Origin of the sequence: Pseudomonas ficuserectae (assembly GCF_024584585.1) — a bacterium.
Classification (GTDB): domain Bacteria; phylum Pseudomonadota; class Gammaproteobacteria; order Pseudomonadales; family Pseudomonadaceae; genus Aquipseudomonas; species Aquipseudomonas amygdali.
This window is the reverse complement of the sequence record NZ_CP085684.1, coordinates 1767389-1786653: the sequence shown is the minus strand read 5'-3', so window position 1 is coordinate 1786653 and position 19265 is coordinate 1767389. Positions and strand designations below refer to the sequence as shown.

General features: G+C 58.6%; 18 protein-coding genes and 2 pseudogenes. 5 read left to right on the top strand and 15 right to left on the bottom strand.

The genetic code is table 11. The features are described 5' to 3' along the window. Window positions 1-65: 65 nt before the first annotated feature. Window positions 66-449 carry a YbaY family lipoprotein gene (locus LJU29_RS07890; protein ID WP_005760183.1) on the top strand — a complete coding sequence of 128 codons (384 nt, stop codon included), beginning with the start codon at window positions 66-68 and terminating at the stop codon, window positions 447-449. Window positions 450-489: 40 nt separating this feature from the next. Then, window positions 490-1179 (top strand): DUF4197 domain-containing protein, encoded by a 690-nt coding sequence (locus LJU29_RS07885; protein WP_005760182.1) that lies wholly within the window; start codon window positions 490-492, stop codon window positions 1177-1179. 73 nt (window positions 1180-1252) lie between these two features. Here the strand turns inward: LJU29_RS07885 and LJU29_RS07880 are convergent, their stop codons facing one another. Further along, on the bottom strand, window positions 1253-2062 hold the full coding sequence (locus LJU29_RS07880; RefSeq protein ID WP_005760181.1) for a class I SAM-dependent methyltransferase: 810 nt from the start codon (window positions 2060-2062) through the stop codon (window positions 1253-1255). A 96-nt stretch (window positions 2063-2158) separates the two neighbouring features. Here LJU29_RS07880 and LJU29_RS07875 point away from each other — a divergent pair, with 96 nt between their 5' ends. Beyond that, entirely contained in the window at window positions 2159-2782 is a 624-nt protein-coding gene (locus LJU29_RS07875; RefSeq protein ID WP_005760179.1) for a hypothetical protein, read from the top strand. Window positions 2783-2816: 34 nt separating this feature from the next. Here LJU29_RS07875 and LJU29_RS07870 read toward each other — a convergent pair. The 8 genes and pseudogenes from LJU29_RS07870 to ppc form a co-directional block, all read right to left on the bottom strand. Then, window positions 2817-2960: pseudogene (locus tag LJU29_RS07870) on the bottom strand (extensin family protein); the annotation flags it as partial. 184 nt (window positions 2961-3144) lie between these two features. Beyond that, entirely contained in the window at window positions 3145-4374 is a 1230-nt protein-coding gene (locus tag LJU29_RS07865) for an IS91 family transposase (protein WP_442628774.1), read from the bottom strand. A gap of 354 nt (window positions 4375-4728) precedes the next feature. After that, window positions 4729-5271 (bottom strand): annotated as a pseudogene (locus LJU29_RS07860) (extensin-like domain-containing protein); the annotation flags it as partial. A gap of 132 nt (window positions 5272-5403) precedes the next feature. Beyond that, complete coding sequence (locus LJU29_RS07855; protein ID WP_010201500.1) at window positions 5404-6267, bottom strand: DUF72 domain-containing protein; 864 nt, start codon at window positions 6265-6267, stop codon at window positions 5404-5406. A gap of 2 nt (window positions 6268-6269) precedes the next feature. Then, window positions 6270-6581, bottom strand: a complete 312-nt coding sequence (locus tag LJU29_RS07850) for a hypothetical protein (RefSeq protein WP_002554750.1) — start codon at window positions 6579-6581, stop codon at window positions 6270-6272. Window positions 6582-6818: 237 nt separating this feature from the next. Then, window positions 6819-7493, bottom strand: a complete 675-nt coding sequence (gene tsaB, locus LJU29_RS07845) for a tRNA (adenosine(37)-N6)-threonylcarbamoyltransferase complex dimerization subunit type 1 TsaB (RefSeq protein ID WP_057454561.1) — start codon at window positions 7491-7493, stop codon at window positions 6819-6821. A gap of 92 nt (window positions 7494-7585) precedes the next feature. Continuing rightward, the gene (gene adk / locus LJU29_RS07840) at window positions 7586-8248 is read right to left on the bottom strand and encodes an adenylate kinase (protein ID WP_005760175.1); all 663 of its coding nucleotides are present in this window, start codon (window positions 8246-8248) and stop codon (window positions 7586-7588) included. 279 nt (window positions 8249-8527) lie between these two features. Then, a complete protein-coding gene (gene ppc / locus LJU29_RS07835; RefSeq protein WP_257112001.1) occupies window positions 8528-11164 on the bottom strand; it encodes a phosphoenolpyruvate carboxylase in 2637 nt (878 codons plus the stop codon). A 380-nt stretch (window positions 11165-11544) separates the two neighbouring features. Between ppc and LJU29_RS07830 the strand changes: the two genes are divergently transcribed. Both LJU29_RS07830 and lptF read left to right on the top strand, forming a co-directional pair. Continuing rightward, the gene (locus tag LJU29_RS07830; protein ID WP_004657980.1) at window positions 11545-11958 is read left to right on the top strand and encodes a DUF4398 domain-containing protein; all 414 of its coding nucleotides are present in this window, start codon (window positions 11545-11547) and stop codon (window positions 11956-11958) included. A gap of 58 nt (window positions 11959-12016) precedes the next feature. Continuing rightward, window positions 12017-12799, top strand: coding sequence for a lipotoxin F family OmpA-related lipoprotein LptF (gene lptF / locus LJU29_RS07825; protein ID WP_002554755.1), 783 nt, complete (start codon window positions 12017-12019; stop codon window positions 12797-12799). Between the two features lie 77 nt (window positions 12800-12876). On the opposite strand, the gene LJU29_RS07820 is transcribed toward lptF, so the two are convergent. The 6 genes from LJU29_RS07820 to prfB form a co-directional block, all read right to left on the bottom strand. Further along, on the bottom strand, window positions 12877-13197 hold the full coding sequence (locus LJU29_RS07820; protein ID WP_257111999.1) for a PA3694 family proteiin: 321 nt from the start codon (window positions 13195-13197) through the stop codon (window positions 12877-12879). Then, window positions 13194-14090, bottom strand: a complete 897-nt coding sequence (locus LJU29_RS07815) for an alpha/beta hydrolase (protein ID WP_057454557.1) — start codon at window positions 14088-14090, stop codon at window positions 13194-13196. The genes LJU29_RS07820 and LJU29_RS07815 overlap by 4 nt, the downstream gene beginning before the upstream one ends. A gap of 220 nt (window positions 14091-14310) precedes the next feature. Then, on the bottom strand, window positions 14311-15630 hold the full coding sequence (locus tag LJU29_RS07810; protein ID WP_257111998.1) for a flavohemoglobin expression-modulating QEGLA motif protein: 1320 nt from the start codon (window positions 15628-15630) through the stop codon (window positions 14311-14313). Between the two features lie 90 nt (window positions 15631-15720). Next, window positions 15721-16446: a TetR/AcrR family transcriptional regulator gene (locus LJU29_RS07805; protein ID WP_005743405.1), complete on the bottom strand. Its 726-nt coding sequence runs from the start codon at window positions 16444-16446 to the stop codon at window positions 15721-15723. Window positions 16447-16523: 77 nt separating this feature from the next. Next, window positions 16524-18026 (bottom strand): lysine--tRNA ligase, encoded by a 1503-nt coding sequence (gene lysS, locus LJU29_RS07800; RefSeq protein ID WP_005732488.1) that lies wholly within the window; start codon window positions 18024-18026, stop codon window positions 16524-16526. Between the two features lie 69 nt (window positions 18027-18095). Then, a protein-coding gene (prfB, locus tag LJU29_RS07795) for a peptide chain release factor 2 (protein WP_099259081.1) occupies window positions 18096-19191 on the bottom strand; the annotation gives its coding sequence in 2 pieces (ribosomal slippage) (window positions 18096-19118 and window positions 19120-19191; 1095 coding nt in all). Between the last annotated feature and the right edge of the window lie 74 nt (window positions 19192-19265).

Below are 19265 nucleotides of genomic sequence, written 5' to 3'. Positions count from 1 at the left end.
GGCCGCTGCTAAGGTGTGGTTTGTACCCATGACTGGTACTCATCACACTCAATAAAGAAATTGAAATGTCCAGCGAACCCTTGGTACGCCTTCAGGGTGTTGTTTATTACCTGTCACGCATCTCTCTGCCAACTGGCTGCAGGTTGACTGTCACCCTGAGTGACAGCAGCCTGGCTGATGTGCCAGCCACTGTCCTTGACGCCCGCGAAACACAGATTACCCAGCAAGTGCCATTGCCGTTTGAACTGGGCTATGCCGCAGGATCAGAGCGGTCTGAAGATCAAGGTCATTCAAGTGAACGGTTGATTGTTCTTCGCTGCAAAGGCTTTCATCAACGGCGCGTTTTCAACGCGCCGTTGTTGTTTTTGTTGTTGCACACCGCATCATTTCCATCGGCACTAAACAGCACTGTTTCTTTCAGGCTTCGGGTGGATGCCGCAAGTTCCTGATACGCTTGATCCCGTACCCACTTCTCACAAGGACGCTCTCATGCCTCGCTTTTCGTTCACCTTCGCTGGTCTATGCGCCGGGCTGCTGCTGTCGGCCAACGTCTTCGCCCTGTCGCTGAACGACCTCTCGCAATCGGATGCGACCGGTGGTCTCAAAGACGCGCTGACCCAAGGCGCACAGGTCGCGGTCAAACAGCTCGGTGTTCCCGGCGGTTTCAGCAAGAATGAAGCGGTGCGTATCGAGCTGCCAGGCAAACTCGGTCAGGTCGCGAAAAAAATGAAAATGCTTGGCATGGGTGCTCAGGTCGATCAGCTGGAAACCAGCATGAACCAGGCCGCCGAAGCTGCAGTGCCTCAGGCTCAGGCGTTGTTGGTAGACGCCGTGAAAAAGATGAGCGTGACCGACGCCAAGGCCATTTTAAGCGGCGGGAAGGACTCGGCCACCCAGTACCTCAACAGCACCAGCCGCGAACAGATCCGCGCCAAATTCCTGCCTATCGTCAAGAAATCTACCGATCAAGTCGGTCTGGCACAGAAGTACAACGCATTCGCCGGCAAGGCGGCGGCATTTGGCGCGCTGGACAGCAAAAATGCCAACCTTGAAAGCTACGTGACCGAACAAGCGCTGAACGGGCTGTTCGAGATTATTGCAAAACAGGAAGAAAGTATTCGCGCCAACCCGGCGGCGGCCGCTACAGGCCTGGCGAAGAAGGTATTTGGCGCGCTTTGAGTGCAGGGTTAGCGCCTGTATTCACGGGCGCATCTGCGTTTGATTCGGGCTCAGGCCGTCGACGCTACAGGCGCTATGCACCGCTATCGTCTGTGACTGCCTTAGGCTTCAAGGCCTTCTTCGGGTAGATGTCGTAGCGGCTGGATTTTCCATCCAGCGCATAACCTGGCTTGGGCCCGTCAATGCAGGGGGCCTTGCGCGGGCGTTTGACCACAACACGGTGGGTGGCAAGCGCAAGAGCCGCTTCCAGCAATGCAGGCGCATCCATGTCATCGCCGACCAGAGGCCGGAACAGGCGCATTTCCTTTTTGACCAGAGCGGTTTTTTCCCGATGCGGGAACATCGGGTCGAGGTAAATGACCTGCGGCGGCTCCGCTGTCCAGCCACGAATGATTTCAATGGAGTTGCCGGTCAACAAATGCATCCGGGCAACGATCGAACCCACATCACGATCATCGCGTCCGCGCGCCAGACCGTCTTCCAGCAGTGCAGCAATAATCGGCTGACGCTCGATCAGGCTAAGCTCGCAACCAAGACTCGCCAGCACGAACGCATCCTTGCCCAAACCTGCCGTGGCATCCAGCACGCCGGGACGAACGCCTGGCTGAATACCGACGGCCTTGGCAATCATTTGCCCGGTGCCACCGCCAAACAGACGACGATGTGCCACTGCACCCTCGACAAAATCAACTCGCACAGCGCCAGGCGCATCGTCGCCCAACTGCTGCAATTGCAGGCCATCGTCGGTCGATTGCAACGCAAAATCAGCTTCCGCGTCGTGCAACGGCAAGCCTAGACGCTGCGCCCAATGCTCCGCCTGCTCCTGCCCTGCGACCGCGAGCGCTTCGACCCGGATACGACTGCCTGTTTGCTGCTCAATCATTACGCCCACACACTCAAAAATTGTTAATGATCGGCAAAGTCTGCCGATAACCAAGTATCCGGCATTTTGCCAGACCCAAGGCCAGTACTGATCGCTATGTCAGAGATTGTTCAATCATCCATCGGCTATTTGTCGCACTCAGGCGACTTTAGCGTTCGCAACAGACGCACACTGGGTGGTGTGACGCAGCTGTGGTCGGATGCATTTGCCCGAGCGATGGCGGATCAGGTCAGTGAAAGCACTCCCGTGCCGGTGCACCCGACGGCCGTTGAAGTGGATGTTGAAACAGGCGAACCGGTCGCTGGCGCAAAAACCCTGAGCAAGATTGTCGAGCAACGTACCTGCCCGGTCACCGACACCGAGGTCAAACCACCTGAGCCGCTGTTCCTGCCGATTGCCGAGTTCGACCTTGACTTGCTGCCGCCGCCTGCCGAGCCCTTCAGCATGGCTGAGCTGATCGAACAACAACGCCATCTGGAATTCGAGAGCCACTGGGTACGCCCTACCGTTCTGAACCCGTACAGCGACAGCGTCAACCCGGGCCCCGGCCCTCAACCGCGCCCATTGCACCTGCCAATCGCCGAATTCGAATGGGAACTGGCCGACAAGCCTGCCCTGCCCCTGGATGAGCAGACCATTGCTGCCCAACAACGCCAGTTCGACTACGAGAACGGCTGGGCTCGCCCGCTGATCCTGCAGAATCTGCGGATGGCGGCATAAGCCCCAACGCTCTTGCCGGCAGCTTACAGGCTCGCTACCTACACACCGACCAGCGCCCCATGTCGACGTGAAAATGATCGCGATGCGCCGCGTTATACTCAGGCCCGAGCACCGTACTGAAGTTTTTGCAGGCGCCGTCACGTAACAGCCTCAGAAAACGCCCCTTGTCCCCTTCGTCGTTCATGCATAGGAATTTCAAAATGCCTATGCATCAGGCTGACGCTATGACGGAGGCGTCATGCCTTCATAGCGATGCGTAGTAAGACGCTGAGGCGTTACATATGCAGTGAAAATCCCTATCAGAAAGCGTTAATGCAGGTTATTTCACCGCGAAGCCTAGGTGCGGACGCACCTTCCCCCTGTCAGGGCTTCACGTACCTCATCTGCGCGATCGCCTGAGCGTTGAGGACCAGTCCCTGCACCGTCAGCCCGCTGATTGCCGCCGTGTATACCATCCGCGCGCCACACAGCACGCAACGGAACGGATCGACGTTTAGAAAGGCTTTGGCCATCTGCACAAAATACAGCTTCGGTGTTGGTCCTGGCGTCGCCATCTTCAGTGCTTCATAGACCTTTGGCAGGTACTGCCCGCAGACCCGATTGGCCAGAAAACCAAAATACCGGATCATCCGGAAATGCTTTTCCGGGATGTGCTGCACCACCCGGAAAAGCATGTCGGCCTGGCTCAGCGTTTCCTGCTGATAGGTCTGTGTGCGGTGATCCAGGTAGGTGAAGCTCAACGTGGCCCCGTTGGTGTAATGCGCCAGACGACTGCCCGAGATGGGCGGTTTTTTCAGGTAGCGGCCCAGGTAATTGACGGTCTTTCGGCCGTTTTTCGTCTTCTTCGACAAGTGGATGTGCCAGTGCTGGCCACCAGCGGTCAGTATCAAACGGCGCCAGTCGCTTTCACAGAGGATGTGGGCCAGCGGCGGCGGCATCGTCAGTTGCGAAAGCGGCTGTCCCAGCAGGTAATCGCGCACCAGCCACATCCAGCGCCGCCGCAGGGCCTCTTTGTGGAACGACAGATTTTTCCAGACGCCCTGCTCATCCAGGCCGCCCGCGGTCACCGACAGGTGGACGTGGGGATGCCAGTTGAGCCGCCGGCCATAGGTGTGCAGCGCCCCGAAAATCCCGACGCGCAAACCGCGCCGCCTGGCGGCGTAGAGCAGGTTATCGGCCGCCAGCCGAAACAGCGCATCGAGCAGCCAGCGGTTGTAGAAGAACAGGGGCCATAGCGTGTCGGGCAGCGTGAACACCAGATGCTGCCAGGGGCAGTCGGGCAGACGGTTGTTTTGCACGGCGATCCACTGGTCGGTGGCCTTTTTGCCGCAGGAGGGACAGGCCCGGCAATGGCAGGTGTTGCACAGGTATTTGACGTGTGGGCAATGCTCATTGGCGCAGGTGTAGTGTTTGACGCCCAGTATCGAGGTGCCGCAGGCGAGCATTTTGCTGATCGACTCCACTTCGATTTGGCGCAGACCGCCGGCCTCCAGCAAATCTGCCCAGCAGCCGTTGGCCGTGAAGAGGTTTTTGAGCGGTCGAGGTTTGTAAGCAGGCGGTGCAGAGGCCACGTCAGCAGGGCGGCTCCTCATCGTGGTGAATGACGGCGGTGATGGCCAATCCGCCTGGCCCTTCTCTCATCGAAACGCTTACGCAAGAAGCGTCGGGAAACATGTCGTTCAGATACGTTGTCTGGCAGCAACTACAAAGATCGACATTACCGAAAGGATTGATATCGAAGAAAAAGTCGGTATCGGGAACGAAGGTGGTATGCCCGGCGCGTTGGAGACGGGTCTGCTTTGCCTTGGCTTTTGCCCGGCTCGCCCGTTTACGTTTTTTGGTCTCTGACGCCATGTGTAAGCCTGTGCTGAGGAGGGATCGACTCGATTTCGGCTATGATAACCGATTTCAAAATCCCACAATTTGCAGCCGCAGGCTGCCCAGTTCCAGTCCTTGAGAACACCGATGCGCTGACCGTCTGCGAGGCGAAAACCTGCCATATCCAGTGCATTGGCGGTCGCGTGCTGACTGAGCCGGCCGTTGGCCCGGTTGTAGATGTTGCGGCAGGCAAAGCTGCCCAAGTGATCTACTCGCGCTACCCGCTGGCCGAAAACCGCTTGGGCAGCGGGCTGCAAGGTGTGGACATCGAACAGCGCATAGGCCACCGCCAATGGGCAACTGGCCAGGAAACTGCTGCTCAGCGCCACGTCGCCGCCTTGAATGCGCAGGGTATTTTCCAGAGGGCAGCGAGCAGAAGGTTCACTGTCGGCCTGACGACTGAAACGCAGCCCGGACGTACTCAGCACCTGGTCGCACAGCGCAGCGTCGTTCTGCAGTCGTGACAGCTTGTAAAACGTCAGAAAATTGGGCTCGGCCCGCACATCCAAAGGCGCCCAGGGGTTCCAGCGCGCAGGCACGTCGACCCAGCCTCGCCAGACTGCAAACGCCCCTATTGCACAGAGCAGCAGGAATACCAGCATCACGCGCATGCTCAGCCCAGGCCCCATACAACAGGGATGGATTTGACGAAAGGTTTGTAAATGGGTGGCAAATAGCGCAGTTGCGAATCCATAAGCGGGCTCTCCACAAGGTCGGGCTCTGTCAGCCCCCTCTGGAAGACCTCAGAGCAAGCCCAACTGTTCCACCTGAGGCCCACGATCCAGCTCAAACAATGCCGGCAAGCCAGGCAATCGCGCCATCAGTTGCTGGTGAAAGCGCATGGCCTGCTCGGCAGCCCTGACGTTGTCCGGGGTGTGCAGGAAGACATAAGGCGTGCGCCCCTCTTCGATCCACACGGCGACCTTTTCCACCCACTGCACCAAAAACTGATCATTGGCCTCCAGGTCAGGACCGCCGATGAAACGGACCTGGGGGAACAGCGTCAGCGCAGCCGGACGCGGTGGCACCTTGGGCTTTTTCGATTGAGCGTGCAGCACGGCAGGATCAGTCGATACACAGCTGAACAATGCCCGGGAGTCGAGACAGATGCGCTCAATGCCTCGATCCAGCAGCAGACGATTGAGCATGCGTTCTTCGTCACCTTTCATGAAAAAGGCCATGTTGCGCACTTCCACAGCCAAAGGCACATTGAGTTCATCGAGGAACCCGACCAACTCGGCAAGGCGCTGCGGTGTGAAGCTGGCGGGCAACTGAAGCCAGAATGGCGCAATCCGCTCACCCAACGGCGCGAGCAGACGGATGAATTCCTCGGCGGCGCCCACCTGATCACGCAGGTCGCCGTTGTGGCTGATGTCTTTGTGAAATTTCGCAGTGAAACGAAAATCGGCAGGCATTATTTCCGCCCAGCGTTGCACCGTTGTGGCAGCGGGACGGGCATAGAATGTGGTGTTGCCTTCGACAGCGTTGAATACCTGAGTGTAGAGATTCAGGAAATCATTGGGGCGGGCGTCTTCCGGGTACAACGAGTCTCGCCAGGCGTTTTCACTCCATGACGGACAACCGAGGTAGTAAGGCAGGCGAGACACAGTCAAACGTGAAGATCGAGCCCCGATACTTCAAGGTCCCAATCGACAAAGCTGGCGGTGGTCAGGTAGCTGGCCAGTGCGTGAGCGACACGAGAGCTCATGGAGCGCGGGAAAATGATGTCTTGCGGACGCGCAGGCACATTGGCAGTGCTGCCTATCGGTGAATCACCCGCATCGCGACGAGCCTGCGCAGGAGGCGGCGGCAACTCGGCATCAACTACGACTTCCTCGAAAGAGCCTTCAACGGTCGAAGGCGTTTTCTGCGGCTTGCGCTTGATGGGGTAAGAGCGTGATGAGGTTCCGTCTATGCGCATCGATTATATACTCGGCGTCGATAGTGGCAATTTAGCGTTACTGCCTTGTAGTTCGCAAATTGCTTAACGATAACTAGACCACACATATTGCAAATTGTTTTCGCCAAATGAGATTAAAGACCATTCAGACGATAAACGGTAGCTGGCGAATTGATATTTTTCCAGCTATAGACGGAATAGCAAGACCTGGACAGGCACGACAGCAGAACACTGTGGCGTGCCTTGAAGCCAATCACATCAACGCGCTTTGGGTGTAGCAACCTTGTCGCGCAGGTAGACCGGCTGGGCGTCGTCTGCCGGCAGGGCTTCGCCACGCGCCCATGCGAAGGACGCCAGCGTCAGCAAGTCCTGCGCATGGGGCAGCATGCCTGCGTCATGCCCGGCAAGACTGACCGGAATACGCTCGGCATAGCCCCAGCCGGTACCGGCACCAAACCATTGTCCACTGGTGTGCGCAGGCAGCGTCGCCAACTCGGGCGCCATGACCGCCTCGTTGCCGAGCAGACGCATCTCCCCGACTGTCTCGTGATAGCAACCCCAATACACCTCATCCATGCGTGCATCAATGGCCGATGCCACCTGAGACACGCCATGCTCACGAAAGGCACGCTGGGCCAGCACGGCAAGATTGGAAACAGGCAATACCGGGCGCTCCAGCGCGAACGCCAGGCCTTGCACGACACCAATGGCAATGCGCACGCCGGTGAAAGCGCCAGGGCCGCGCCCGAACGCGATGGCATCCAACGCCGACATCGCGATACCCGCCTCGGCCAGCAGGTCCTTGATCATCGGCAGCAGCCGCTGGGCATGCAGGCGCGGGATCACCTCGTAGTGGCTCAGCACTTTGCCGTCGTGCAGCAAAGCGACCGAGCAGGCTTCAGTGGCGGTATCCAGGGCCAGCAAGGTGGTCATCGGTGTTTCCATCATGGTCAAGGTGAAAAAGTGCAGCAGTATAAATGACAAATGGCCCGCAAGCGGGCCATTTATTGTTCAGACTGAGAGTCTTACTTCAGTGCTTCAGGCTCCAGTGCTTCCAGTACTTTTGCAGTGATATCTTCAACCGAGCCGACGCCAGGAATATGGCTGCACTTGGGCTTGCCATCCTTAGCTTCCAGCTTGCTGTAGAACTCGACCAGCGGCTTGGTCTGGGCATGGTAGACCGACAGGCGATGGCGCACGGTCTCTTCGACGTCGTCCTTGCGCTGCAGCAGCGGTTCGCCAGTCACATCATCGATACCCTCGACTTTCGGCGGGTTGAAGATGGTGTGATAGATGCGACCAGAGCCTTCGTGAACCCGGCGGCCCGACATGCGCTTGACGATTTCTTCGTCATCAACGGCGATTTCCAGCACGTGATCGATTTCCAGACCTGCTTTCAACAGGGCTTCGGCCTGAGGAATGGTGCGCGGGAAGCCGTCGAACAGAACGCCGTTCGCACAATCCGGCTGGGCCAGACGATCCTTGATCAGACCAATGATCAGGTCATCGGAAACCAGACCACCCGAGTCCATGACGCTCTTGGCCTTCAGGCCAAGCTCGGTTTCAGCCTTGACTGCAGCGCGCAGCATGTCGCCTGTCGAAACCTGCGGGATGCCGAACTTTTCAGTGATGAATTTTGCCTGAGTACCTTTACCGGCCCCGGGAGCTCCTAGCAGAATCACGCGCATCGTCATGCTCCTCAAAATTTTTATAGTGAAATCAACGGATTCGCCTCGGGGGCCAATCTAAAAATAATCAGGCCAACAGGCCGAAAGGCTGATCAAGATACACAGCCGACCGAGGCCGCACAAGCCGCCAAAAGTCGCATTAACCGCGTGCGCACCGGCTTGCGCGCCCCGATTGTCGAGCGGCGTGATCTGTATCAACGTTTCCGGCAGGCCAGCCCGCAAACCCGGCATTGCCAATGCCGGGCCAAAACGGCCCGGCAATTAAAGTAATGCGCGTGTTTAACCAGTGTTACGCAGACCGGCAGCGATCCCGGCTACAGACACCAGCAGCGCCAGTTCCAGAGGGCTGTCCAGACTGGCTTCGCGACTGCGGGAGCGGGACAGCAGCTCGGCCTGGAGCAAATGCAACGGGTCGAGATAGGTGTTGCGCAGACTGATGAATTCCAGCGTTTCAGGGCTATGCGCCAGCAGTTGCTTCTGCCCGGTCAGCCCCAGAACCACATTGCACGCCTGCGACAATAGGTCGCGTAAATGTGCGCCTAAATGTTGCAGCTCAGCACTGACCAGACGCTCGTCATAGAGTCGGGCAATGTCCGAATCGGCTTTGGCGAGGACCATTTCCAGCATGTCGATGCGGGTTCTGAAGAACGGCCACTGTTCGCGCATCTGCGCCAGCACCATACCCTCGCCGCGCTCCAGAGCCTTGCTCAGCGCAGCTTCCCAACCCAGCCAGGCGGGCAACATAAGACGCGTCTGCGTCCAGGCGAAGATCCACGGAATGGCGCGCAGGCTTTCCACGCCACCTTCGCGGCGCTTGGCCGGGCGACTGCCGAGTGGCAGGCGCCCCAGTTCCTGCTCGGGCGTTGCCTGACGGAAATACTCGACGAACTCAGGGTTCTCGCGCACTACCGCGCGATAGGCGCTCACCCCGTCAGCGGCCATCTGGTCCATCATCGTCCGCCAAGACGGTTGCGGAGGTGGTGGCGGCAGCAGGGTCGCTTCCAGCACCGCTGCCAGATAGAGATTGAGGTTCTGTTCAGCGATGTCCGGCAGGCCGAATTTGAAACGAATCATTTCCCCTTGCTCGGTGGTCCGGAAGCGCCCGGCTACCGAACCTGGCGGCTGCGACAGAATCGCCGCATGCGCGGGGCCGCCACCACGACCAACCGTACCGCCGCGACCATGAAACAGCAGCAGTTCGACCTGCTGTTCGCGACAGATCTCCACCAGCTTTTCCTGCGCGCGGTACTGGGCCCAGGCCGCCGCCGTAGTGCCCGCGTCCTTGGCCGAGTCGGAGTAACCGATCATGACTTCCTGCGGGCCGTGCAGACGCGAACGATAGCCAGGCAAGCCGAGCAGCGTCTCGATCACCGGCCCGGCGTTGTCGAGGTCAGCCAGGGTCTCGAACAACGGCACCACACGCATCGGCCGTTGCAGTCCGGATTCCTTGAGCAGCAATTGCACGGCCAGCACGTCGGATGCCGAACCTGCCATCGAAATGACGTAAGAGCCCAGCGACGCTGCCGGAGCTGCTGCCACTACCCTGCAGGTTGCCAGCACTTCTGCGGTGTCGGCTGCCGGTTTGAAGTAGCTTGGCAGCAACGGCCTGCGGTTGTTCAGTTCGCGCAACAGAAAGTCGATGCGGGTCTGCTCGTCCCACTTTTCGTAGCGACCCAACCCCAGATAATCGGTAATTTCAGTCATCGCCGCACAGTGGCGACTGGAGTCCTGGCGGACATCCAGACGCACCAGAAACAGGCCGAACGTGACAGCACGGCGCAGGCAATCCAGAAGCGGCCCGTCGGCAATCACGCCCATGCCGCACTCATGCAGCGACTGGAAGCACAGCAGCAGCGGGTCCAGCAGCTCGCGGTTGTCTCGCAGCACCGCTTCAGGCGCAGGCAAGGTCTCGCTCAATGAGGCATTGGCCCAATTGCGCGTCGCGCGCAGGCGCTCACGCAGACGCTTGAGTTCTGCCCGATAAGGCTCGGCACTGTCACCGACGCTGGTCCGCAAGGCGTCGCTGGCCTGTTGCATCGACAGCTCTGCGGCCAGGTTGTCCACATCACGCAGATACAGGTCAGCCGCCATCCAGCGCGCCAGCAACAACACTTCACGGGTAACTTTGGCCGTGACGTTCGGGTTGCCGTCACGGTCTCCGCCCATCCAGGAGGCAAAGCGGATCGGCGCGGCTTCCAGCGGCAAATGCAGGCCGGTCGCTGCGTGCAGTGCATGGTCAGCCTTGCGCAGGTAGTTCGGAATGGCGTGCCAGAGGGAGTGCTCGATAACCGCAAAACCCCATTTGGCCTCATCAACCGGCGTGGGACGGATACGCCGTATCTCTTCGGTATGCCAGGCCTCGGCGATCAGACGCTGCAAGCGCGAGGTAATCTGTGCGCGCTCGGTGCTGTTGAGGTCGCGATGATCGAGCGCGGCCAACTGCGCAGCGATGGCGTCGTATTTCTGAATGAGCGTACGGCGTGCAACTTCGGTGGGGTGAGCCGTCAACACCAGCTCGATTTCCAGCTTGCTCAGTTGGCGCGCCAAGGCATCAGGCGTGTGACCTTCCGTTTTCAGGCGGTCAAGCAGCTCGGGCAACACCCGCGACTCAAAGGGCAGAGGCTGGGTATCGTCACGGCGATGCATGAGCTGATACTGCTCGGCAATATTGGCCAGGTTGAGAAACTGGTTGAACGCACGGGCCACAGGCAAGAGTTCGTCATCACCCAACCCGTCGACACTGGCGCTGAGTTGCTCGGCACCTTCTGCAGAACCGCGCCTTCCCGCCTTGGCGCCTTTGCGAATACGTTCGATCTTGTCGAGGAATTCAGCGCCTCGCTGCTCACGAATCGTGTTACCCAACAGCTCACCCAGCAGGTGAACGTCTTCGCGCAGACGCGCATCGATATCGGCCATCGTTCCTCTCCCGTTTTTTGTCTGGGCTCAGTTGCGTACCCGCAAAACAGCGCGGGCGTACGTGAATTCGAATCCGCATTGCCAACAGTGCACCAAAAGCCTGCAATTGGACAAATGGTTCAACAAAAAGCCGCGCCTCAACGCCTGATTAATCCTGCAGCGACGTCCGTTCACATGCCGATCAACATGCTGACCGCTTCCTGAAGCCCCCTGAAAATTCCTGACCACACAGTAGATATTTATCTGAACTATTCAAAAACAGCGCAGGTCGGAGCCTTTAACCATTACAGGAAAGCCCGAAAGGCAGCAGGCGGTTGTACGACCTCATGCCCGGACTTGATGCAACAACTGTCATGGATAACCACGTTCGGAGTCAGACAATGGAGTTGATCACCATGAACACCTTAACTGCCAAAACCAAGTTCAAAGGCCTGCGCGGTCTCAAGCTGGCTGCGCTGGCGCTCGGTAGCACCTTTATCCTCGCCGGTTGCGCAGGTAACCCGCCATCCGAGCAATATGCAGTCTCGCAATCGGCCGTCAACAGCGCCGTCAGCGCCGGCGGTACCGAATTCGCAGCGGTGGAAATGAAGTCGGCTCAGGACAAGCTCAAAGAAGCTGATCTGGCCATGCAGGATCACAAGTACGACGAAGCTCGCCGTCTGGCTGAACAAGCCGAGTGGGACGCTCGTGTAGCAGAACGCAAATCTCAGGCCGCCAAAGCTGCCAAGGCTGTGCAGGATGCTCGTCAGGGCGTCAACGAACTCCGTGAAGAAGGCCTGCGTCAGGTGCAGTGATTGCCCTGAACCCTTTCTGTTTTCATGAATTCGTAACTGATTAAAGGACGACCATATTATGCGTAAACAATTGATGATCCCTGCTCTGCTGGCCATGAGTGTTGCCCTGGCAGCCTGTGCAACCAAGCCTAACCCTAATCTGGAACAGGCCCGCAGCAACTTCACCGCGCTGCAGACCAACCCGGAAGCTACCAAAGTCGCGGCGCTTGAAACCAAAGACGCCAGTGAATGGCTGGCCAAGGCAGAACAGGCTTTCCGTAACGATGATGACGTCAAGAAAGTTGACCAACTGTCTTATCTGACCAACCAGCGCGTAGAGCTGGCCAAGCAGACTATCGCCCTGCGCACCTCCGAAGCTGCTCTGCAGAATGCTTCTGCCGACCGCGCCAAGGCACGACTGGAAGCTCGTGATGCTCAGATCGCTGCGCTGAAGAACAGCCTGAACGCCAAGCAGACCGAACGCGGTACGCTGGTGACTTTCGGTGACGTGCTGTTCGACTACAACAAGGCCGATCTGAAGCCGACCGCTCAAGGCGACATCGGCAAGCTGGCTGCTTTCCTTCAGGAAAACCCTGATCGCAAAGTGATCGTTGAAGGCTACACCGACAGCACAGGTTCTGCTTCCTACAACCAGTCGCTGTCCGAGCGCCGCGCCAATTCGGTTCGCATGGCACTGGTACGTATGGGTGTAGATCCAGCACGCGTTGTGACCATGGGTTACGGCAAGGAATATCCGGTTGCTGACAACACCAGCAACTCGGGCCGTGCCATGAACCGTCGTGTGGAAGTCACCATCTCCAACGACAACCAGCCTGTTGCACCGCGCTCGTCGATGAAATAAGCGACTGAGCCGCTGCACTGAAGCCCCGCCTGCGCATACAGGCGGGGCTTTTTAATGCCGAAAATTTATCGCCGTGTTTACTGCTGTGGCGTCTGCTGGCCGATGCACCGCACCGCTTGCCTGTGGTCATCGATCAACACACCTGACAAGCCCTTTCGCGATGTGTCGAACAGCACCAGCACGCCATCAACGCATTGCGCCACCTCGACCGCTGGCGTCGCGGCGATCTTGTAGTCCTCGCCTGGCACGGTCTTGAGCAGAGTGAATTCGCCGAGCAGCAATGCATCCTCAGGCTTTGCGAAGTGCAGGTAGCCGTAAAACCACAGACAGCCGACGGTGCCGAGGACTGCACCGACGGCGCTGAGAATCATGCCGTTGACGTTACGGTCGCGGCTCATGGCGTTGGCGGTGTATCGGGGATCGGGTAGTTGGGCACTTGCGCAAGACGACGCAGGCCATTGAAATGCGTCGGGTCGTCCAGATAGCGCAGCATCACCTGACGCCAGAGAGGGTCTGCGAACGTCTGTACGTGCTCGCCACGGGTCAGTTGCAATACGCGCGGTGGAGGAGCGGCCTTGTACAGCTCGATACCGTTGGCGAGCGGCACCAGTGTGTCGTCCATGCTGTGAAAGATCAGCATCGGTGTGCCGGCCAATCGTGGCAGGCCGTTGACGGCACTGTCAGCCTCCGGGATCAGCCAGGACAAGGGCGTCTTCAATGGCCAGGTCAGCCACGACTTGCTCAGCGAGTTTCGCGCGACGCTGCGATAGCTGGCCGGCACGCTGTCCAGCACCAACGCCTTGAGCCGCGAGCGCTCCTGCGGGTGTTCTGACAAGTAATGCACCGCCAGCGCTCCACCAATGCTTTGCCCCAGAACCACAAGGGGTTTGCCTTGCACTTGCGGTGCAGTGTTCAACCAGTCGAAAGCGGCCTGAACATCCTGATAGACCGCCGGCAGGCTCGGTTCGCCCTGCGACTCGCCATAGCCACGGTAATCCAGCATCAGCACCTGATAACCCTGCTCGGGCAACCACCAGACGCCACCAAGGTGCCAGGACAGATTGCCGCCGTTGCCATGCAGATGCAGCACCGTACCCTTGACCGCCACACCCTCTTTCGCGGGCAGCCACCAGCCATGCAGGCGTGTACCGTCGGCGGCGGTGAGGTTCACGTCCTGATACTGTAAACGAGCCTTGTCTGGTGTGAACGGAACACCTTGCTCGGGGTAGAACAACATCGAACTGCAGCCTGTGAGCGCGAGGACCAGGGTGAAGATGCCGAGCAGTTTCAAATGAGGTTTCCTTGCTGTTTTGATCGCTAAATCACCGCCGTGCTGGCGCAGAGCAATGGCACGATAGTTACAAGATTATCGTTCCTCACGCTCCAGCGTGGGAATGCCGTTCTGGACGCTCTGCGTCCGATCCTGACTGTGCAGCGCGGCGTAGATTTGTGACGCCGAGCGTCACCCACTGCGTGCCAACGCGGAGCATTGGCACGATAGTCAGTTCGGCCTACAAAATATTCGAGTAGTCCGCTTCGATACGGTCCAGGCTCAGGTGGTTGAGGAAGTTGGAGAAGCACATCCAGGCCGACAGCGCGTTCATGTCACGGAACTGCTCAGGCAGGTATTTGGGTGCCACTACCAGTCCTTCATCTACCAGTTGGCGCAGGGTGCGCATGTCTTCCAGCATGGTCTTGCCGCAGAACAGCAGCGGCACCTGTTCAAGCTTGCCCTTGCGCACGGCCAACTGAATGTAGTTGTAGACCATGATGAAACCCTTCAGATAGGACAGGTCTTTAGTGAACGGCAAGCCGTTGGGCACCGAGCCGCGGAACACGCGACTGGCATTACCATAGCTCTCCGACATGCCGAAGCCCTGCTCGCGGTAGAACTCGAATACCTGCAGAAAATCAGCGCCCTGCTCGGCCATGTGAATGGCACGGGTGCGATTGGTCAGTTTGCGCAAACGGCTGGGGTAGGAGGCAAAGGCGATGACTTCCATGAGAATCGCCAAGCCTTCCTGAGTCACCGTCGATGAAGGCGGACCTTTGGAAAGGAACGTACAGATAGGCTGGTTTTGCCCGTTCAACGTGGTGCCGACATGCACCAGCCCTTCGTGAACCTCCAGTGCCCGTACATCCCGCTCGTTGAACATCGCATCGGTGCGAATCTTGATGTAGTCGGCACCGGCAGCCGCGTCGGCGACGATACCGTCAGATTCGAAAACCCGGATGGTCTCCTCGGCTTCACCGAACACACGGTTCAAACGCGATTGCAGCAACGAAACAGCGTCCTTGGCCGTGAGGGTTTTCGGCTCGTCCTTGAGGTCACCACGCCCGGCGATGTTGTTCAGGTAATCCGAGAGCATCAGGCCCAGATCGGCCAGCGTCGGGTCACCGGCGTGAAAGGCATCGGACGCAGCGCCATACAGCTCCTGCGAGATCAGCCCGAAGTCAGGCGTGCCACGCGCTTCGAGCATACGCACCACCATGCGGTACTCACGGCACATGCGGCGCATGATCTGCCCGACCGGGTTGAACTGCCCGAGTTGACGCGTTACATCCCGCTCGATGTTCTGAAACTCTTGCTTCAAGGCGACCGAATCAAAGCCCAGCGGGCGGTTTTCGTAATAGGCACGGTCCACGGCAGGAAGCGCCTTGCCCTTGGCGGCCAGAAACTCCTTGCGAACTGTCTCATCCCATTTAACTGCATCCAGAATGCGAATCGGCGTCTGTGCAATGACGATCCGATCCGATAACGCACGAATAGTCTGTTGATACTCGTCCACCGGTACTCCTTGGCTGGCTGTTTCGCTACTGCTCGGCGGCATGAGAACACGCCACCGCTGGAAAATATCGAAATTGGCAGGGTCGTCAAGCCGTCTGAACCGCCGACCCAGAGCACGTCGAACGAAGTATAGTCACCCTCGAACCGGCTGCGGCGTCCCCAAAACCAGACGCATCTGCCGGGTCAGAATACAGAGCATTTCTTCGTCCGCCTGACGCTGTGGGCCATGCAGCAGGCCTTGATACTCAATGCGCCGGATGAGCCCCGTCAACACCTGAGCATCCTGATAGGGCTGCAACGAGCCAATCACCTGAAAGAACTGACAACTGCCTTGCAGCAGAATTTCCTGATGGGCCATCACCAGCGGGGTCAGACGCGGGTTGATCAGCGCTTCGTGGTAGAACGCCTGCTCGGCGATCAGGTAGTCGCGTCGGGTCAGCAATTGATGCCGGATATGCTCCATCACCATACGCGCAATATCGTCAGCCAGCCGAAAACGGTCGGTCGGGCTGCCCGAACTGCGGCTCATCATCTCACGCAGAATACCTTCGGTGTTCTGCCAAAGCCGCGCCAGGTAATCGGCACTGCGCTGTACATACTGGGCAAAGGCATCGGTGAGCAGGTCATTGATGTCCTTGAAGTAATAGGTGGTTGCCGACAATGGTACGCTGGCCTCAGCGGCCACTGCGCGATGACGTACAGCGCGCACGCCGTCGCGCACCACAATACGCATGGCCGCATCGAGAATGACCTGTCTGCGTTGTTCACTGCCTTCGCGGGCCGCCTTGCGGCCTTGATACTTGACACTTTTGGCCACCGCGCTCGCTACCCCGGCGGCCCCTTCTCTGGCAATCGTCACGACAGCTTCCTTTTTGAATTGTCCTGAAAAACACCTAAAAAAAAGCCGCTCATTGAAGGCGGCTATTTTTTCATTGATTACGCTTGCGGGCGCATGTGCGGGAACAGAATGACATCGCGGATCGAAGGCGAGTCGGTGAGCAGCATCACCAACCGATCGATGCCGATCCCTTCACCCGCAGTGGGCGGCATGCCGTATTCCAGCGCACGCACAAAGTCGGCGTCGTAGTGCATGGCTTCGTCGTCACCGGCATCCTTGTCGGCTACCTGAGCCTGGAAGCGTTCGGCCTGATCTTCGGCGTCGTTGAGCTCGGAATAGGCGTTGGCGATTTCACGGCCGCCGATGAACAACTCGAAACGGTCGGTTACGCTCGGGTTTTCGTCATTGCGACGAGCCAGCGGAGACACTTCGAACGGGTACTGAGTAATGAAGTGCGGCTGTTCCAGCTTGTGCTCGACCAGCTCTTCGAAAATCATCACCTGCAATTTGCCCAGGCCTTCGAAGCCGAGCACCTTGGCACCGGCCTTTTTGGCAATGGCACGAGCCTTGTCGACGTCCTGCAGATCGGCAGCGGTCAGATCCGGGTTGTACTTGAGGATCGAGTCGAACACCGAAAGGCGCACAAACGGTTCGCCGAAGTGGAACACCTTGTCGCCGTAAGGCACGTCGGTGGTGCCCAGAACCAGTTGAGCCAGTTCGCGGAACAGCTCCTCGGTCAGGTCCATGTTGTCTTCGTAATCGGCGTAGGCCTGGTAGAACTCGAGCATGGTGAACTCGGGGTTGTGCCGGGTCGAAACGCCCTCGTTACGGAAGTTGCGGTTGATCTCGAAGACTTTCTCGAAACCACCGACCACCAGACGCTTGAGGTACAACTCCGGCGCAATGCGCAGGAACATTTCCATGTCCAGCGCGTTGTGATGGGTTTCGAACGGCTTGGCTGCCGCACCGCCGGGAATGGTCTGCAGCATCGGCGTTTCGACTTCAAGGAAGTCGCGCTTCATCAGGAAGCTGCGAATGTGAGCGATAACCTGCGAGCGCACACGGAAGGTTTCGCGCACGTCTTCGTTGACGATCAGGTCGACGTAACGCTGGCGATAGCGCTGCTCGGTGTCGGTCAGGCCATGGTGCTTGTCGGGCAGCGGACGCAGCGACTTGGTCAGCAGGCGAACGGTGGTCATCTCGACGTACAGGTCGCCCTTGCCGGAGCGTGCCAGGGTGCCTTCGGCAGCAATGATGTCGCCCAGGTCCCAGGTTTTCACCTCGGCCAGGGTTTCTTCAGGCAGGGTCTTGCGGTTGACATAGACCTGGATACGCCCGGTCATGTCCTGGATCACCATGAACGAGCCACGGTTGAGCATGATGCGACCGGCGACTTTGACCGGAATCGCTGCCTCTGCCAGTTCTTCCTTGGTCTTGTCGACGTACTGTTTCTGCAAGTCGTTGCAGTAGCTGTCGCGGCGGAAGTCGTTGGGGAAGGCCTGACCCTTGGCACGGCCTGCAGCAAGCTTTTCCTTGCGCAGGGCGATCAGGGTGTTTTCTTCCTGTTGCAGGGCTTGCGGGTCGAGTTGTTGGTCGCTCATGTCTTTAAATATTCCATCACAGGTTCGCCCTCGTCTTGCGACGAGGGACTTGAGGTGTCGGCTGACGGTTTACAGCCCTTGCTTGAGGCTCGCGATCAGGTATTCGTCGATATCGCCATCAAGCACCTTGTCGCAGTCGCTGCGTTCGATATTGGTCCGCAGGTCCTTGATACGCGAGGCGTCCAGCACATAGGAACGAATCTGATGACCCCAACCGATATCGGACTTGGTGTCTTCGAGCGCCTGCGACGCTGCATTGCGCTTCTGCACTTCCTGCTCATACAAACGGGCCCGCAGCATTTTCATGGCGGTGTCCTTGTTCGCATGCTGGGAACGTTCGTTCTGGCAACTGACCACGGTGTTGGTCGGAACGTGGGTGATACGAACCGCCGAGTCTGTGGTGTTTACGTGCTGACCACCGGCCCCGGAGGAGCGGTAGGTATCGATGCGCAGGTCCGACGGGTTGATGTCGATTTCGATGTTGTCATCGATTTCCGGCGAAACGAACACGGCCGAGAACGAGGTGTGGCGACGGTTGCCGGAGTCGAACGGGCTCTTGCGCACCAGACGGTGAACGCCGATCTCGGTACGCAGCCAGCCAAAGGCGTATTCACCCTTGATGTGCACGGTAGCGCCCTTGATACCAGCGACTTCACCGGCAGACAGCTCCATGATGGTGGCGTCGAAACCGCGCTTGTCAGCCCAACGCAGGTACATGCGCAGCAGAATGTTGGCCCAGTCCTGTGCTTCGGTGCCGCCGGAACCGGCCTGGATATCCAGGTAGGCGTTGTTGGGGTCCATCTCGCCACTGAACATGCGACGGAATTCGAGCTTTTCCAGCGATTCGCGCAGGCGCTCGACTTCGGCGGCGACGTCATCGACGGCGGCCTGGTCTTCTTCTTCGGCAGACATCAGCAACAGGTCTTTGGCATCGGCCAGACCCGACGACATTTCGTCTAGGGTTTCTACAATCTGCGCCAGCAGGGAGCGCTCACGCCCCAGTTCCTGGGCGTAGGTCGGGTTGTTCCAGACGTTTGGATCTTCGAGCTCGCGGTTGACTTCGGTCAGACGATCATGTTTGTGATCGTAGTCAAAGATACCCCCGAATGGTTTCGGAGCGCTCGGACAAATCCTTGATGCTGTTTAGGATCGGGTTGATTTCCATGGTAGGCAGCACTCGCAGGCGAAATTTTCAAAGCCGACGAGTATACCCCAGGCAAGGCCACGAAAGCAGCCCGT

Bases quoted from the DNA above. Each gene is read 5' to 3' on its own strand.
- lptF (WP_002554755.1), top strand. From the start codon at position 12,017: ATGCGTAAACAATTGATGATCCCTGCTCTGCTGGCCATGAGTGTTGCC.
- LJU29_RS07850 (WP_002554750.1), bottom strand. From the start codon at position 6,581: ATGCGCATAGACGGAACCTCATCACGCTCTTACCCCATCAAGCGCAAG.
- LJU29_RS07885 (WP_005760182.1), top strand. From the start codon at position 490: ATGCCTCGCTTTTCGTTCACCTTCGCTGGTCTATGCGCCGGGCTGCTG.
- tsaB (WP_057454561.1), bottom strand. From the start codon at position 7,493: ATGACCACCTTGCTGGCCCTGGATACCGCCACTGAAGCCTGCTCGGTC.
- LJU29_RS07890 (WP_005760183.1), top strand. From the start codon at position 66: ATGTCCAGCGAACCCTTGGTACGCCTTCAGGGTGTTGTTTATTACCTG.
- LJU29_RS07865 (WP_442628774.1), bottom strand. From the start codon at position 4,374: ATGAGGAGCCGCCCTGCTGACGTGGCCTCTGCACCGCCTGCTTACAAA.
- LJU29_RS07830 (WP_004657980.1), top strand. From the start codon at position 11,545: ATGGAGTTGATCACCATGAACACCTTAACTGCCAAAACCAAGTTCAAA.
- lysS (WP_005732488.1), bottom strand. From the start codon at position 18,026: ATGAGCGACCAACAACTCGACCCGCAAGCCCTGCAACAGGAAGAAAAC.
- ppc (WP_257112001.1), bottom strand. From the start codon at position 11,164: ATGGCCGATATCGATGCGCGTCTGCGCGAAGACGTTCACCTGCTGGGT.
- adk (WP_005760175.1), bottom strand. From the start codon at position 8,248: ATGCGCGTGATTCTGCTAGGAGCTCCCGGGGCCGGTAAAGGTACTCAG.
- LJU29_RS07820 (WP_257111999.1), bottom strand. From the start codon at position 13,197: ATGAGCCGCGACCGTAACGTCAACGGCATGATTCTCAGCGCCGTCGGT.
- LJU29_RS07810 (WP_257111998.1), bottom strand. From the start codon at position 15,630: ATGCCGCCGAGCAGTAGCGAAACAGCCAGCCAAGGAGTACCGGTGGAC.
- LJU29_RS07880 (WP_005760181.1), bottom strand. From the start codon at position 2,062: ATGATTGAGCAGCAAACAGGCAGTCGTATCCGGGTCGAAGCGCTCGCG.
- LJU29_RS07875 (WP_005760179.1), top strand. From the start codon at position 2,159: ATGTCAGAGATTGTTCAATCATCCATCGGCTATTTGTCGCACTCAGGC.